The sequence below is a fragment of the Microbacterium excoecariae genome (genome assembly GCF_011326725.1).
Taxonomy (GTDB): domain Bacteria; phylum Actinomycetota; class Actinomycetes; order Actinomycetales; family Microbacteriaceae; genus Microbacterium; species Microbacterium excoecariae.
Genome location: NZ_JAANCO010000001.1, coordinates 1,554,470 through 1,568,012, shown reverse-complemented (window position 1 = coordinate 1,568,012; position 13,543 = coordinate 1,554,470). Strand labels below are relative to the sequence as shown.

At 72.2% G+C, this 13,543-nt stretch carries 16 protein-coding genes and 1 tRNA gene; 4 read left to right on the top strand and 13 right to left on the bottom strand.

What is annotated here, in order from left to right:
* Positions 1 to 3: 3 nt before the first annotated feature.
* Positions 4 to 285 (bottom strand): Rdx family protein, encoded by a 282-nt coding sequence (locus tag G8E01_RS07320; protein WP_166317896.1) that lies wholly within the window; start codon positions 283 to 285, stop codon positions 4 to 6.
* 81 nt (positions 286 to 366) lie between these two features.
* Here G8E01_RS07320 and G8E01_RS07315 point away from each other — a divergent pair, with 81 nt between their 5' ends.
* Both G8E01_RS07315 and G8E01_RS12970 read left to right on the top strand, forming a co-directional pair.
* Positions 367 to 1,026 carry a DsbA family oxidoreductase gene (locus G8E01_RS07315; protein WP_166317893.1) on the top strand — a complete coding sequence of 220 codons (660 nt, stop codon included), beginning with the start codon at positions 367 to 369 and terminating at the stop codon, positions 1,024 to 1,026.
* Positions 1,019 to 1,144 (top strand): hypothetical protein, encoded by a 126-nt coding sequence (locus tag G8E01_RS12970; protein ID WP_277343621.1) that lies wholly within the window; start codon positions 1,019 to 1,021, stop codon positions 1,142 to 1,144. The genes G8E01_RS07315 and G8E01_RS12970 overlap by 8 nt, the downstream gene beginning before the upstream one ends.
* Positions 1,145 to 1,153: 9 nt before the next feature.
* On the opposite strand, the gene G8E01_RS07310 is transcribed toward G8E01_RS12970, so the two are convergent.
* The 3 genes from G8E01_RS07310 to G8E01_RS07300 form a co-directional block, all read right to left on the bottom strand.
* The gene (locus G8E01_RS07310) at positions 1,154 to 2,164 is read right to left on the bottom strand and encodes a CNNM domain-containing protein (protein ID WP_166317890.1); all 1,011 of its coding nucleotides are present in this window, start codon (positions 2,162 to 2,164) and stop codon (positions 1,154 to 1,156) included.
* Entirely contained in the window at positions 2,161 to 3,525 is a 1,365-nt protein-coding gene (locus tag G8E01_RS07305) for a CNNM domain-containing protein (RefSeq protein ID WP_166317887.1), read from the bottom strand. Before G8E01_RS07305 ends, G8E01_RS07310 begins: the two co-directional genes overlap by 4 nt.
* A gap of 211 nt (positions 3,526 to 3,736) precedes the next feature.
* Positions 3,737 to 4,759, bottom strand: a complete 1,023-nt coding sequence (locus tag G8E01_RS07300) for an NAD(P)H-dependent flavin oxidoreductase (protein ID WP_166317884.1) — start codon at positions 4,757 to 4,759, stop codon at positions 3,737 to 3,739.
* A 68-nt stretch (positions 4,760 to 4,827) separates the two neighbouring features.
* On the opposite strand from G8E01_RS07300, the gene G8E01_RS07295 reads away from it, so the two are divergent.
* Both G8E01_RS07295 and G8E01_RS07290 read left to right on the top strand, forming a co-directional pair.
* Positions 4,828 to 5,868: an FUSC family protein gene (locus G8E01_RS07295; protein ID WP_166317881.1), complete on the top strand. Its 1,041-nt coding sequence runs from the start codon at positions 4,828 to 4,830 to the stop codon at positions 5,866 to 5,868.
* A 98-nt stretch (positions 5,869 to 5,966) separates the two neighbouring features.
* A complete protein-coding gene (locus G8E01_RS07290; RefSeq protein WP_166317878.1) occupies positions 5,967 to 6,458 on the top strand; it encodes an FHA domain-containing protein in 492 nt (163 codons plus the stop codon).
* Positions 6,459 to 6,513: 55 nt separating this feature from the next.
* Here G8E01_RS07290 and G8E01_RS07285 read toward each other — a convergent pair whose 3' ends face one another.
* From G8E01_RS07285 to obgE, 9 genes are all read right to left on the bottom strand, one after another.
* Positions 6,514 to 7,374 carry an endo alpha-1,4 polygalactosaminidase gene (locus G8E01_RS07285; RefSeq protein ID WP_166317875.1) on the bottom strand — a complete coding sequence of 287 codons (861 nt, stop codon included), beginning with the start codon at positions 7,372 to 7,374 and terminating at the stop codon, positions 6,514 to 6,516.
* 117 nt (positions 7,375 to 7,491) lie between these two features.
* A tRNA-Ala gene (locus G8E01_RS07280) sits at positions 7,492 to 7,567 on the bottom strand.
* A 59-nt stretch (positions 7,568 to 7,626) separates the two neighbouring features.
* Positions 7,627 to 7,989 carry a ribosome silencing factor gene (rsfS, locus tag G8E01_RS07275; RefSeq protein ID WP_155048521.1) on the bottom strand — a complete coding sequence of 121 codons (363 nt, stop codon included), beginning with the start codon at positions 7,987 to 7,989 and terminating at the stop codon, positions 7,627 to 7,629.
* A 20-nt stretch (positions 7,990 to 8,009) separates the two neighbouring features.
* Complete coding sequence (locus tag G8E01_RS07270; protein WP_166317872.1) at positions 8,010 to 8,999, bottom strand: hypothetical protein; 990 nt, start codon at positions 8,997 to 8,999, stop codon at positions 8,010 to 8,012.
* A complete protein-coding gene (gene nadD / locus G8E01_RS07265; RefSeq protein WP_338100765.1) occupies positions 8,996 to 9,595 on the bottom strand; it encodes a nicotinate-nucleotide adenylyltransferase in 600 nt (199 codons plus the stop codon). Before nadD ends, G8E01_RS07270 begins: the two co-directional genes overlap by 4 nt.
* A gap of 8 nt (positions 9,596 to 9,603) precedes the next feature.
* Positions 9,604 to 9,795 (bottom strand): hypothetical protein, encoded by a 192-nt coding sequence (locus G8E01_RS07260; RefSeq protein ID WP_166317869.1) that lies wholly within the window; start codon positions 9,793 to 9,795, stop codon positions 9,604 to 9,606.
* Positions 9,796 to 9,861: 66 nt separating this feature from the next.
* Entirely contained in the window at positions 9,862 to 11,115 is a 1,254-nt protein-coding gene (locus G8E01_RS07255) for a glutamate-5-semialdehyde dehydrogenase (RefSeq protein ID WP_166317866.1), read from the bottom strand.
* Positions 11,115 to 11,963, bottom strand: a complete 849-nt coding sequence (gene proB, locus G8E01_RS07250) for a glutamate 5-kinase (protein WP_166317863.1) — start codon at positions 11,961 to 11,963, stop codon at positions 11,115 to 11,117. Before proB ends, G8E01_RS07255 begins: the two co-directional genes overlap by 1 nt.
* A complete protein-coding gene (gene obgE / locus G8E01_RS07245) occupies positions 11,960 to 13,483 on the bottom strand; it encodes a GTPase ObgE (protein ID WP_166317859.1) in 1,524 nt (507 codons plus the stop codon). Before obgE ends, proB begins: the two co-directional genes overlap by 4 nt.
* Positions 13,484 to 13,543: the final 60 nt, after the last annotated feature.

Below are 13,543 nucleotides of genomic sequence, written 5' to 3'. Positions count from 1 at the left end.
AGATCAGGCGGAGCGGTCGGCGTGGCCGAGCGACTTCTCCGGGGCGATGATGTCGCGCACGCGACGCTTGAGCTCGGTGATCTCCGGAAATCCGCCGTCCCGCTTGCGATTCCACACGCGCGCCTCGCCGATGTCGACGCGGAACACGCCGCCCGTGGCCGGGACGAGCGCGACCTCGCCGATCTCCTCGGGGAACGACTGGAGCAGCTCCCCCGCGTACCATTGCGCGCGCAGCTGCCACTTGCACTGGGTGCAGAACGTGATTTCGATGCGAGGATCGGCCATGCCCTCAGCGTGGCATGCCGCGAGCGGAATAGGATCCGCCAGGCGTGTGTTGAGCCACGAGAACGACGAGACGGAGCCCTCATGACCCACGTTCCCGGACGTCCCCTCGACATCGAGGTGTGGAGCGACGTGCTCTGCCCCTGGTGCTACATCGGCGACGAGCGCCTCGAGAAGGCGATCGCGGCCTCGGGCCGCGAAGACGACATCCGCGTGCGCGTGCGCGCCTTCCAGCTGGACCCCACCGCGCCGTCGGAGCCGCGCTCGACGGTCGCGTATCTCGCGGAAAAGTACGGCACCTCGGTCGACGAGGCCCGCGGCATGGAGGAGAACGTCCAGAAGCTCGCCCACGAGGAGGGCCTCGCGTACGAGGTCGAGCACGCCGTGCAGAACACCCTCGACCTGCTGCGCGTCGTGAAGCTGGCCGACACCTTCGGCGCCGGGTGGCGCGTCATGAAGGCGATGCAGGCCGAGCTGTTCGGTGGGAGCCCCGACGCCTTCGCTCCCGAGACCGCGGTGCGGATCGCGGCGGAGGCGGGCGTTCCCGAGGCCGAGGTGCGCGACGTGCTCGCGTCCGATCGCTTCGCCGACGAGGTGCGCGCCGACCAGGCCGAGGCGCAGGCGCTCGGCGCCCGCGGCGTGCCCTTCACCGTGCTCGATCGACGCCTCGGGATCCCGGGCGCCGTCCCCACCGAAATGTACGGCCAGGCGATCGCGCAGGCGTTGGGGGCCGGCGGTGCCTGAGCCGGAGGAGTTCCCCGGCCTGGCGCTGTTCGCCGCGCCCAACACGATGATCTGCGACGCCGAGACCGGGGTGTGCCACGTCCCGTCCGCCGCGGATCCGCGACCCGCGGCGGACTGACCGCCGGTCCTACGCGCCGGGCGCGAGGATCCGATCGACGAGGTCCGTGACCGTCACGACACCCGTCATGCGTCCGTCGGACGTCACGACGGCGAGCTGCTCGCCGCCCTGGCGCATTCGCGCGAGCGCGTCCGACGCGAGCGTCGTCCCGGCCAGCTCGAGCGGATCCCGCACAAGCGCGGCCGCGGGGGTGCTCTCGTCCTGGTCGAGCGTGTCGCGCACGTGCACGACGCCGGGCGTGTCCTCGTCTCGCGCGACGAGGATCCGGAGGTGTCCCGAGGCGAGCGCCGCCTCTTGCACGTCGCGAATCGTCGCGTCGCGCGCCACCGCCGTCGCCGCGCGCCCCGCGACCATGTCTCCGAGCGTGAGGCTCGGAAGGTCCAGGACGGCGGCCAGGCGTGCCTCGTGGCTCGCATCGAGGGTGCCGGAGGCGGCCGAGTGCTCGACGAGCTGGCGGATCGTCGCGGCGTCCTGACCGCCGACGGCCGCGCTATCGACGGGTTCGACGCCGCTCGCGCTCACGAGCCTGTTCGCCACCCGGTTGATCCAGGACAGGATCGGGTGGAAGACGCGCGCGAGCGCCCGTGCCGGGAGCCCGATCGTCTTCGCGGCGAGCTCCGGATGCGCGATCGCCCAGGACTTCGGCGCCATCTCCCCGACGACGAGGTGGAGGAAGGTCACGAGGAGCAGCGAGAGGACGAACGCCGCGGAGTCGGCGAACCAGCCCGGCAGGCCGACGGCGGCGAGGAGCGGCCCCAGGGCCTTGTCCACGGCGGGCTTCGTGACCGCGCCCAGCGCGAACGTGCACACCGTGATCCCCAGCTGCGCGACCGCGAGCATGATCGTCAGCTCGTTCATGCCGCGCAGCGCCGCGCGGGCGGCGGCGCTCCGGGGCGCATCCTCCTCGAGGCGGTGCCGACGCGCGCCCAGGAGCGCGAACTCGATCACGACGAAGAACGCGCTCGCCGCGATCAGCGCCGCGGTCGCGGCCGCGGTCAGCCAGCCATCCAGCGCGCTCATCGCTCCCCCTCCGGGTCGGTCGTCGTCACGCGCTCGGCCCGGGCCCTGGCGGGCACGTGGTGGCGGAGCTCGAGCACCTCGACGCGCAGGATCCGCCGCGTGTGCTCGGCCGAGACGAGGTCGTCCGGGTCGGGCTCGAGCGGGATGTCGATCACGTCTCGCGCGGCGGGGAGGGCGCCCGTTTCGGCGATCAGCAGGCCCGCGAAGGTCTCCGCCTCGCCCGGTGCGAACGAGGCGCCGATCGCGCGCTCGACCTCATCGAGGGGCGTCTCGCCGTCGACGATCCAGCCGGTTTCGTCCTCGGCGATGCCGGCCGGCGGAGAGTCGTCGTGCTCGTCGGTGAGCTCGCCGACGAGCTCCTCGGCCAGGTCCTCGACCGTCACGATCCCCGCGAAACCGCCGAACTCGTCGACGACGCACGCGAGCTCCGAGCGCGCCTCGCGCATGGCGGCGAGGGCGTCGGGGAGCGACATGACGACCGGCACGACGACCGGGGCGCGCATGATGCCCGCCACGGGCGAGGACGGATCCGTCGCCGCGAGCACGTCGATGAGTTCCACGACGCCGACCGGCGAGTCCTCCGCGGACACCACCGGGTATCGGGTGTGTCCGCCCGCCATCTCGGCGCGGGCCGCGGCGATCGTCGCGTCGGGCGCGAGCGTGCGCACGCGGGAGTGCGGCACGATCGCGTGCTCCACGTCGCGCTCGGGAAAGTCGAGCACGCGGTCGATGAGCGTCGACAGGTCTTCGGGGAGGTGCCCGCTCGCGCGGGAGTCCGCGACCGCGCGCCGCAGGTCGTGCGGGGTCGCGCTCGCGTCGACGTCGTGCACGGGCGCGATCCGGAGCGCGCGCAGGAGGAGGTTCGCGGCCCGATCGAAGACCGCGATGAGCCAGCCGAACACTGTCAGGTACGCGAGCGTGGATCCCGCGAGGCGCCGGGCGAGCGGCCCGGGGCTCGCGATGGCGAGATTCTTCGGGTAGAGCTCGCCGAAGATCATCTGCACGACGGTCGCGAGCGCGAGCGCGCCGACGGTTCCGACGGCGATGCTCACCCCCGCGGGGATACCGGCGCCGCCGAGGAGCGTGCCGATCGAGGCGCCGATGAGGGGCTCGGCGACGTACCCGACGAGGAGGCCCGTGATCGTGATGCCGAGCTGCGCCCCCGAGAGCATGAACGAGGTGCGCTTCGTGACGGCGAGGGCGCGACGCGCCCGCGCGTCGCCCGCCTCGGCCTGGGCGCGCAGCGCCGACCGGTCAACGGACATGAACGCGAACTCCTGCGCGACGAAGTAGCCGTTGGCGGCGATGATGATGCCGCTGAGGACGATGCCGACGAGGAGCGTGAGGACCGCGGCGATCACGAGCAGATCACCGCCCGGCCACGGGGCGCGCGCGGCCAGCGCGCGGAAAGAACGGAGGTCGGACTATGGGACGGGCCGTCTTGCGACGACCCCGGGCTCGCGGACGAGTCCATCAGCGGTGTTCACTCTCCTGAGTACCGGGGCCCGCGTCTTTCGCGGGTCGCCGGGTGGATCGACTGTAGCAGGATCCCGGCGGGGCGTCCCCCAGGCCTCACACACCCTCGGCGAGGGACGCGACGATGTCCGCGGCCGGCGCCCGGACCGCCGCGCGGTACCCCGTCCCGGCCCACAGGTGGAGGGCCTCGGGGTCGCCGTGCGCGCCCGCGGCCCGGCGCAGCCCCCGCGTGAGGTGATGCACGGCGGGGTAGGCAGCGGGAGCGGCGCTGCTGTGACGGTCGGCGAACGCGTTGCGCAGGGCGCGCGCCGGGCGCCCCGTGAAGGCGCGGGTGAGTACGGTCTCGTCGAACCGCGGATCCGCGAGCGCCCGCCGGTGCGTCGGCGACGTGCCCGCCTCGTCGGCCGTCAGGAATAGCGTCCCGACCGCGACGGCGTCGGCGCCCGCGGCGCGGAGCATGCGGACGTCCGGCGCGCCGCCCGTGCCGCCGGCCGCGACGAGCGGACGGGCGCTCGCCGCGCGTACGGCCCGCACGACGTCGGCCGTCGCCGCGTCCGTCGGCGTCCGTCGGGGGTCGAAGCAGGCGCTGTGCCCGCCCGCGCGGGGGCCCTGCACGACGAGCCCGTCCACGCCGGCCTCCTCCGCGAGACGCGCCTCGGCGGGCGTGGTCACGCTCGCGAGGACGACGGATCCCGCCCGCCGGAGGGAGGCGATGTCCGCGGCCGACGGGAGCCCGAAGGTCAGCGACACGACCGGCACGGGATGCGCGCGGAGCAGCGCGAGCTTGTCGTCCCACGCGTCGTCGTCGGGCACGAGCGCGCGATCGGGGTCGAGCGACACCCCGGCCCGCCGCGCGTCCTCCTCGAGCCGACGCGCGTAGGCCCGCACCTCGTCCGCGTCCGGGGTCGCGGCCGAGGGCACGAAGAGATTGACGCCGAACGCGGGCACGTCGCCGCGCACCTCGTCGATGTCCGCGGCGAGCTGCTCCGCCGACCGATAACCGCCGGCGAGGAACCCGAACGCGCCGGCGGCGGACACCGCCCGCACGAGCTGCGGGGTCGACGGGCCTCCCGCCATGGGCGCGGCGGCCAGCGGGAGCGAGGCATCGAACGGCGTCATGGGTCACCTTTCCGTGGAGAGCGCGCGGGAGGCGCGGATCCATTGTGTCGCGGACTACCGTGGGCACCATGAGGGTGCTTCCCGCGATCCGCGCCGCGCGCCGGGCGCCGCTCGTGCAGGTCGCGAAGTCGGCCGTCGCGACCCTGGCGGCGTGGGGGCTGTCGCTGCTGGTGATCCCCGACGGGCCGCCGCCCGTGTTCGCGGCGATCGCGGCGCTGCTCGTCGTCCAACCGAGCGTGAGCCAGTCGATGACGAAGGCGATCGAGCGATCGACCGGCGTGCTCGTCGGCGTCGTCATCGCCTCGGCGCTGGGGCTCGCGTTCGGATCCGCCACCTGGGTCCTCATGCTCGCCATCGCCGTCGCGCTCCTCGCGGCGTGGGCGCTCAAGATGACGCCGGGAACGACGAACCAGGTCGGCATCAGCGCGCTCCTCGTGCTCGCCCTCGGAGCGGCGACGCCGGACTACGCGGTCGCGCGCGTCGTGGAGACCCTCGTGGGCGCCGCGATCGGCTTCGTCGTGAACCTCGCGATCGTTCCCCCCGTCGCGGTAGGGCCCGCGCATCGGGCGCTGGACGGCGTGGGCAAGGAGCTCGCGGCCACGCTCGAGCGCCTCGCGGACGCGCTCGCCTCCCCCGTCGAACCGGCGCGGCGCGAGGAGCTGCTCCTGACCGCGCGCCTGCTCCGCCCCATGCGAGACCAGGCCGAGACGGCCATCGAGGACGCGCGGGATTCGCTCGCGCTCAACCCGCGGGGCCGCCGGCACCGGCGGGAACTCGACGAGGTCGAGCGGGTGCTCGAGACGCTCTCCCCCGTCGTGACCCAGGTGATCGGCATGAGCCGCGCCTTCTACGACCGCTACGACGACGCGATCAGCGCCGAGCCCGTGTTCGCCGATATCGCCGAACAGCTCCGGCGCGCCGCGCACGACGTGCGTCTGACGCTCCGCCGCACCCCGACGGCCGCCGCCGCGGCCCCCGAAACGACGACCGTCCCGGCGCTCACCCGCCCCTTACGCGTCGTGACCCCCTCGGACGCGAACTGGATCCTCGCGGGCGCGCTCCTCGAGGACCTGCGGCGGATCCACGAGGAGCTCACCGGCGACGCATAGCGGGATACCGCACCACGGGGACACGGACACCGGATAGTGTGGCGCCCACCTACGCGCCTCGGCTTCGAGGAGGCGCCGCACCGAGGAGGGATCGCACGATGAACGATCAGGTCGACGACGGCACCGGGGTCTCCACGCACGCGGAGTGGGGCGCGGGCCACCCGCGCCTGCGGATCTCGCGCGGCGACGAGCGATTCGAGCACGCGCTGGCGGAGGACGACACGACGATCGGGTCGGCCGCGGGCAGCTCTCTCCGCTTGGAGGGGATCGACGCCCTACACGCGACGATCACGCACGACGACCGGGACGAGTACGTCCTCACCCTGCACGGCGAGGGCGAGATGAACGCGAATCCCGACGCCGCCGGCACGCACGCGGGCGACCGCACGGAGACGCTCCGCACGGGAGCGCGCTTCACCGCCGGCGAGTGGGCGTTCGTCTACGCCCGCGAGGAATACGCCGACCACGGCCGCCCCTACGGCGGTCGCAACGGCGGCGAGCTCTCGGACCAGCCCGAGCAGCCGGCCCGCCCCGACTACTCTGGCGGGCACGCAACGCCGCGCGAGGGCACCGAGCTCAACGAGCACTGACACGGGCGGGACCGGGGGCAGCCCGGTCCCGGCCCGACCCGCCGTTCCGCGCGTTTCAGCGGGCGGAACACCTCTCGTAGACGTAGGCGTGGTCGCCGGCCACGACGAGCCCTCGGTCCCGCAGGATCATCGACGCGGGAGAATCCGGATCCTCGCACATGGCGGAGAAGCCACGAGGCAGCGAGTCGGTGTATTCGACGGCGAGGACCGCGTCGCCATACGCCGCGGTATAGGCGGCGCACTCCTCGTAGGCGGCGCATTCCTCGGCCACCGCGAAATCGAATCCGGCGCGCGCACGCAGCTCTGCGGTGAACTCGGCAGCGTTCTTCTGCCCCACGGTGAGCCCCTCGGCGTGCGCGATACGTGCGAGGTCGGTTGCCAGCGCAAGATTGTCCGCGAACGTCAATGCACCGCCAGAACGCGTGAAGCTATCGATGTTGTCGAACTCGACGCCGCGGAAACCGTCGGCGGCGCAGCCCCGGACCCACGGCGCGACGGTGTCGAGGATCCGCTCACGGCCGTCGGGCGTGGACGTATCGAGGAGGATCTCGTCGGGCCATTCGGCATCGATCACCGGTCCACTCGCGTCACGCAGCAACGCCTCGTCGGGCCAAAGATCGTGCTCTCCGGGCTGTGTCTGGAAGGCGTTCACGTAGCAGACCGAATACGTTCCCACCTCGGGAGGGGCTGTGCGGTCGCGGACGACGACCTCCGCGCCGGCTGGAGACGAATACGCTCCACCCAGCTGATAGTCGAACACCGGAGCATGCGGGAACGTCTCCTCGGCAACGGATTCGCGATCATGGTCGCCGCCATCTCCGGCCATCACCGAGCCGCACCCGGCGAGGAGGACCGCCGCGCCTATCGCGGCGGTCGCCGCTCGGAGCGACGGCACGGGGCGAAAACGGTGACGCACGAAGCGATCATAGTGACCACGACCGAATGGATCTTACGCGTCAGCCTTTCGGGGCGGACCGACTCCGCAACAACCTCGCCGAGAAACAGAAAAGCCCCCGGCGAACCGGGGGCTTCGTGGTGGACCCAGGGGGACTCGAACCCCCGACCCCCTGCATGCCATGCAGGTGCGCTACCAGCTGCGCCATGGGCCCATTTTGTTGAGTTGTTCGCCCTCGCGGGCAACTCCATAAGCTTACAACACCCGCCGGACTCAGGCGAAATCGGCCTCGACCGACGGGCGTGTCGGCAGCTCGAACGGCACCGTCGGGCAGTCCTTCCACAGGCGCTCCAGGCCGTAGAACTCGCGCTCCTCGCGGTGGAACACGTGCACGACGAGGTCGCCGAAGTCGCAGAGGATCCATCGGCCCTCAGCCTTCCCCTCGCGGCGCAGCAGCTTGTGGCCGGCCTGGTGCAGCTCGCGCTCGATCTCGTCTGAGATCGCCGCGACGTTGCGCTCCGAGCGACCCGTGACGATGAAGAAGATGTCGGCGAGCGGCATCGGCTGCGAGACGTCGAGGGCGACGAGCTCCTCGCCGCCCATCTTGTCGGCGGCGACGGCCGCGATCTGCAGCATGTCCGAGGACGAGGCGTTCACTAGTTGAAGACTCCCATGAAGTAGGCGGTGGCGAGGCTCCCCACCACGACGATGCCGAGGACGCCGGCCGTGATACCGAGCGCGAACACGAGACCGCGGCCCTTCTCCGGCGCGGGGGGCCGGATCACGTCGCCCGCGCTCTTCTGCGTCGAGATCGCGGCGGACGCCGCGATCGGCGTGGGCGAGGAGTGCGCGGGCAGCTCGCCGTCGATCAGGACCGCGTCGACCTCGCGGCCGTCCGTGGTTCCGAGGGCCGCGCCCGTCGAGCCCAGCCCCTCGGGAAGGCGGTGCGAGCTCGTCATGATGATCGAGCTCGGGGACGTCGTGGCGTACTGGTCCAACAGGTCGTCGAAGGAACGCGCCGACGGGGCCGACGGGCCGCGCCCGATGTGCTCGCCGAACGCGGGGTCGAGCTTCGGGACCTCCGTGACGACGTCTCCGACGGTCGTGTCGGCGGGGGGCTCGTGCGCCTCCGGCGCGGCCGGGGTCTCGGTCTCGGCGAAGTACGCGCTCGCATCGAACGCCACGGTCTGGGTCCCGGGCTCCTCGACGGCCTGGCCAGCGGGCTCCTCGTCGGGGCGAGGCGAGGACGGCACCTCGGTGACGACCTCCAGCTCCTCGGCGGGCTCTTCGGCCGGCGGCTCCTCGGCCGCGGGGGCGTCCTCGACGATCTCCCCCGCCACGGTGGGGGCGGGCGCGTCCTCGTTCTCCACGGGCGCGGCGGCCGTTTCCGGTGTCTCGGTGACGGATCCGGTGTCCGTGGTCGGGATGACGGGGACCTCGTTCGTCCGCAGGCGGCGAATCTCGCGGCGCGTGAGCGGGCGCGGCTCCGGAGCCTGCTCCTCGGTCTGGGTGCTCGCGACGACCGCGGGTTCCGCCGGCGCGGCGGCCGTCGCCTCGGCGACGGCCTGCTCGCCCCCGTGGGCGCGCAGCTCCCGCAGCTCGCGCCGGGTCAGCGGTCGGTGCCCCTGCTCGCCGGATGTGCTCATGCCCTACTCCGATAAAGATGGTGTTTCGCGATGTATTGGACGACGCCGTCCGGAACGAGATACCAGACGGGCAACCCGCGCCAGACGCGATCGCGGCAGTCAGTCGACGATATCGCGAGAGCCGGGATCTCGAGGCGACTGACGCGATCGCGCGGCAGATCCCCAATGTCCAAGACATGCCCGGGACGGGACACGGCCACGAAGTGCGCGAGCTCCCAGAGCTCGTCGTGGTCGCGCCAGCTGAGGATCTGCGCAACGGCGTCGGCGCCGGTGATGAAGAAGAACTCGGCATCCGGCCGCTCTCGCCGCAGCTCGCGCAGCGTGTCGACCGTGTACGTCGCTCCCCCGCGGTCCACGTCCACGCGGCTGACCGTGAAGCGCGGGTTCGACGCCGTCGCGATGACGGTCATCTCGTACCGCGCCTGGGCCGGCGACACCGCGGCCTTGTGCCACGGTTCGCCGGTCGGCACGAAGATGACCTCATCGAGGTCGAACGACGTCGCGACCTCGCTCGCGGCCACGAGGTGGCCGTGGTGAATGGGGTCGAACGTGCCGCCCATCACCCCGATGCGAGGAGGCCGCGACGTGTCGCTCACTCCGGCGCCTAGTGCGACTGGTCGGCGTGCTCGGCCGGATCCGCGTGACGGTTCGCGACGTGGCGGTACGAGGCCACGACCATGCCGGCGACGGCGAAGACCGCGAGCGCGACGATGCCGTAGGGAAGGGTCTCGAGGGCCACGCTCTCGTGACCGCCGGTCTCGGCGACGACGCTCAGGGCGGCGGAGGCGAACTGCATCCTGACTCCGATCAAGAGGGAAAAAACTCTGCCCCACAGCCTATCGCGTGCGGCGGGGGCGACCGCTCAGGGTCGGATCTGGCCCGATCCGCGGCCGATCCACTTCGTGCTGGTCAGCTCCGGCAGCCCCATGGGGCCGCGCGCGTGCAGCTTCTGGGTCGAGATCCCGACCTCGGCGCCGAAACCGTACTCGCCGCCGTCCGTGAAGCGGGTGGAGGCGTTGACGTAGACGGCGGCCGAATCCACCTCGGCGAGGAAGCGCTCGGCCTCGCGCACGTCGGCGGTCACGATCGTCTCGGTGTGGTGCGTGCTGTAGCGCGCGATGTGGTCGATCGCCTCGTCCAGGGTCTCCACGACCTTCATCGCGACGTCGAGGCTGAGGTACTCGGTCTCCCAGTCCTCCTCCGTCGCCGGCACGACGTCGTTCGCGAGCGAGCGCACCGTCTCGTCGCCGTGGATCGTCACGCCCGCGTCCTGGAGCGCGCGCGCCACCTGCGGGATGAGCCGCTCGGCGGCCTCCCGCACGACGAGGATGGTCTCCGCGGAATTGCACACGCTGACGCGGTGCGTCTTCGAGTTCACGGAGATGTCGCGCGCCCACTCCTCGGGGGCGCTCGCGTCGAGCACGACGTGCACGTTGCCGGCGCCGGTCTCGATCACAGGCACCGTGGAGCTCGTCACGACGGTCTCGATCAGGCCCGCGCTCCCGCGCGGGACGAGGACGTCGATGAACCCGCGACCGCGCATGAGCGCGTTCGCGCCCTCGCGGCCGAACTCGTCCACCGTCTGGATCGCCTCGGGCGTCACGCCGACGGACTCGAGCGCCTGACGCATGATCTCCACGAGCGCCATGTTCGACGACAGCGCCGCGCTCCCGCCGCGCAGCACGACGGCGTTGCCCGAGCGCAGCGCGAGCGCCGCGATGTCGACCGTGACGTTCGGGCGCGCCTCGTAGATCGCGCCCACCACGCCGAACGGCACGCGGACCTGTTCCAGCGCGATGCCGTTGGCCATCCGCTCGCCGCGCACGACCTGCCCGACCGGATCCGGGAGCGCCGCGACCTCGCGCGTCGCGTCGGCGAGGGCCGACACGCGCTCGGTCGTGAGCGCGAGGCGATCGAGCAGCGAGTCGCCGATGCCGTTCGCGCGACCGCGCTCGAGGTCCTCCGCGTTGGCCGCGATGATGCGATCCGCGTGCGCCTCCAGGGCGTCGGCGATCGCCCCGAGGGCGTCGGCCTTCTGCGTGCTCGTCAGGCGCGCGATCTCGCGCGTGGCGCCCTTCGCCAGGGCGAAGCGGGTCTCGGGGGCGTCGGTCGTCATCAGTGGTCCTCGCCTTCGTCGTCCTGCAGGATGACGGAGATCGCCTCCGTCTTCGGGTGGGTCTCGACCGCGGGCGCGAACCACGTTCCCACGTGGTGCCCGGCCAGCGCGTCCGAGATGTTGTCGGCGCTCGTGACGAGCGCGCCGACGCCGTGCTCCTGGGCGAGCCGGCCGGCCGTGGCCTTCGTCGCCGCTCCCCCGGTGCCGACGCTGTTGACGACCTTGCCGCCGAACTCGTAGTCGGCCAGGTCGTCGTCGGCCGTGATCGTGTCGATCGGACGGGATCCCTCGCGGTCCGGCGGCGCGGTGTACAGCGCGGTGATATCGCTGAGGAGCACCAGCGCGTCGGCCTTCATGAGGTGGGCCACGAGCGCCGACAGGCGGTCGTTGTCGCCGAAGCGGATCTCGTGCGTCGCGACCGTGTCGTTCTCGTTGACGATGGGGAGCACGCCGAGGGTGAGCATCCGATCGATCGCGCGCCGGGCGTTGCTGCGCGGCGTGCTGTTCTGCATGTCGCTGAGCGTCAGGAGGACCTGACCGGCGAGCACCCCGTAACGGTCCAGGCTCGACTGCCAGCGCCACAGGAGGACGTTCTGGCCGACCGCCGCCGCGGCCTGCTGGGTCGCGAGGTCAGAGGGCTTGCCCTCGCCGAGGTCCATGAGCGAGACCGCGGTCGCGATCGCGCCGGACGAGACGAGGATGATCTCCTGACCGCGAGATCGCGCCTCGACGATCGCGTCGGTGAGCATGTCGATGCGCCACGAGGCATCGCCCGAGATCGACGACGAGCCGACCTTGACGACGATCCTCTTGGCGGTTGCCAGGTCCTGACGTGCGTATGCCGTCACTGGTTACCATCCATCCCTTCGTACGCGTCGTCCTCCCCGTTCCGGGCGAGGCGGCGCTCCTCTTCCAGTGCGCGCTCGATCGTGCGCGCATCCTGTCTGGCCTTGTACGCGTCGCGGCGCTCGTTCGTCGTGCGACGACGATTCCCGTCCAGGCGCGGATCCGTCCCTCGCGGTGCCGCCGTCAGCTCGGCGGCCGAGGTCAGGGAGGGATCCCAGTCGAACACGATCCCGTCGTCGTCGCCGATGACGACGGGGGATCCGGGCTGCGCGCCCGCGCGGATGAGCTCGTTCTCCACGCCGAGCTTGTCGAGGCGGTCGGCGAGGAAGCCGACGGCCTCGTCGTTCTGGAAGTCGGTCTGCTGGACCCAGCGCTCGGGCTTCTCGCCGCGGATCCGGAACATGTCGCCGTACGTACCGCCCTCGCGCACGACGGTGAACTCACGCTCGGCGCCCTTGGGTCGCACGATCACGCGCTCCGGCGCGGCCTCGACGGGGGCCGCCAGGCGCTCGGCCGCCACGACCTCGGCGAGGGCGAACGTCAGCTCGCGCAGGCCGCGGTGCGCGACCGTGGAGATCTCGAAGACGCGGTAGCCCGCGGCCTCGAGGTCGCCGCGCACGAACGCGGCCAGCTCCTCGGCCTCCGGCACGTCGATCTTGTTGAGAACAACGATCTGCGGGCGCTCAAGGAGCGGCTTCTGCCCCTCCGGCACGGGGTAGTTCGCGAGCTCAGCGCGAATCGTCTCGAGGTCGGACACCGGGTCGCGGCCCGGCTCGAGCGTCGCGCAGTCGAGGACGTGGACAAGCGCCTGGCAGCGCTCGACGTGGCGCAGGAACTCCAGGCCGAGCCCGCGCCCGTCGGAGGCGCCTTCGATGAGGCCCGGCACGTCGGCGACCGTGAAGCGCACGTCGCCGGCCTGCACGACCCCGAGGTTCGGGTGCAGGGTCGTGAACGGGTAGTCGGCGATCTTCGGGCGGGCCGCCGAGATCGCCGCGATAAGGCTGGACTTGCCCGCCGACGGGAAGCCGACCAGGGCGACGTCGGCCAGCGTCTTGAGCTCGAGGTGGACGTCGCCCTCCCAGCCGGGCGTGCCGAGGAGCGCGAAGCCCGGGGCCTTGCGCTTGGGCGAGGACAGCGCGGCGTTGCCGAGGCCGCCCTGACCGCCCGGCGCGGCGACGAAGCGCATGCCCGGCTCGATGAGGTCGGCGAGCACCTCCCCCGACGGATCCTTCACCACGGTCCCCACGGGGACGGGCAGCTCGAGCGGCTCGCCCTGCGCGCCGGAGCGCATGTCGCCCATCCCGAAGCCGCCGTTTGCGGACTTCCGGTGCGGAGAGTGGTGGTAGCTGAGCAGCGTCGTCGTCTGCGTGTCCGCGACGAGCACGATGTCGCCACCGTCGCCGCCGTTGCCGCCGTCGGGGCCCGCGAGGGGCTTGAACTTCTCGCGACGCACGGAGACGCAGCCGTTGCCGCCACTCCCCGCGTGCAGGTGCAGGGTGACCTCGTCGACGAACGTGACCATGGTGCCTCTTCTCGAAACGGGGCCGGGTGGCCCCATGATGCCGCGTGCGGGCGTGCGCCC

Bases quoted from the DNA above. Each gene is read 5' to 3' on its own strand.
- G8E01_RS07320 (WP_166317896.1), bottom strand. From the start codon at position 285: ATGGCCGATCCTCGCATCGAAATCACGTTCTGCACCCAGTGCAAGTGG.
- G8E01_RS07315 (WP_166317893.1), top strand. From the start codon at position 367: ATGACCCACGTTCCCGGACGTCCCCTCGACATCGAGGTGTGGAGCGAC.
- G8E01_RS07310 (WP_166317890.1), bottom strand. From the start codon at position 2,164: ATGAGCGCGCTGGATGGCTGGCTGACCGCGGCCGCGACCGCGGCGCTG.
- G8E01_RS07300 (WP_166317884.1), bottom strand. From the start codon at position 4,759: ATGACGCCGTTCGATGCCTCGCTCCCGCTGGCCGCCGCGCCCATGGCG.
- G8E01_RS07295 (WP_166317881.1), top strand. From the start codon at position 4,828: ATGAGGGTGCTTCCCGCGATCCGCGCCGCGCGCCGGGCGCCGCTCGTG.
- G8E01_RS07290 (WP_166317878.1), top strand. From the start codon at position 5,967: ATGAACGATCAGGTCGACGACGGCACCGGGGTCTCCACGCACGCGGAG.
- rsfS (WP_155048521.1), bottom strand. From the start codon at position 7,989: ATGCTGCAGATCGCGGCCGTCGCCGCCGACAAGATGGGCGGCGAGGAG.
- G8E01_RS07270 (WP_166317872.1), bottom strand. From the start codon at position 8,999: ATGAGCACATCCGGCGAGCAGGGGCACCGACCGCTGACCCGGCGCGAG.
- G8E01_RS07260 (WP_166317869.1), bottom strand. From the start codon at position 9,795: ATGCAGTTCGCCTCCGCCGCCCTGAGCGTCGTCGCCGAGACCGGCGGT.
- G8E01_RS07255 (WP_166317866.1), bottom strand. From the start codon at position 11,115: ATGACGACCGACGCCCCCGAGACCCGCTTCGCCCTGGCGAAGGGCGCC.
- obgE (WP_166317859.1), bottom strand. From the start codon at position 13,483: ATGGTCACGTTCGTCGACGAGGTCACCCTGCACCTGCACGCGGGGAGT.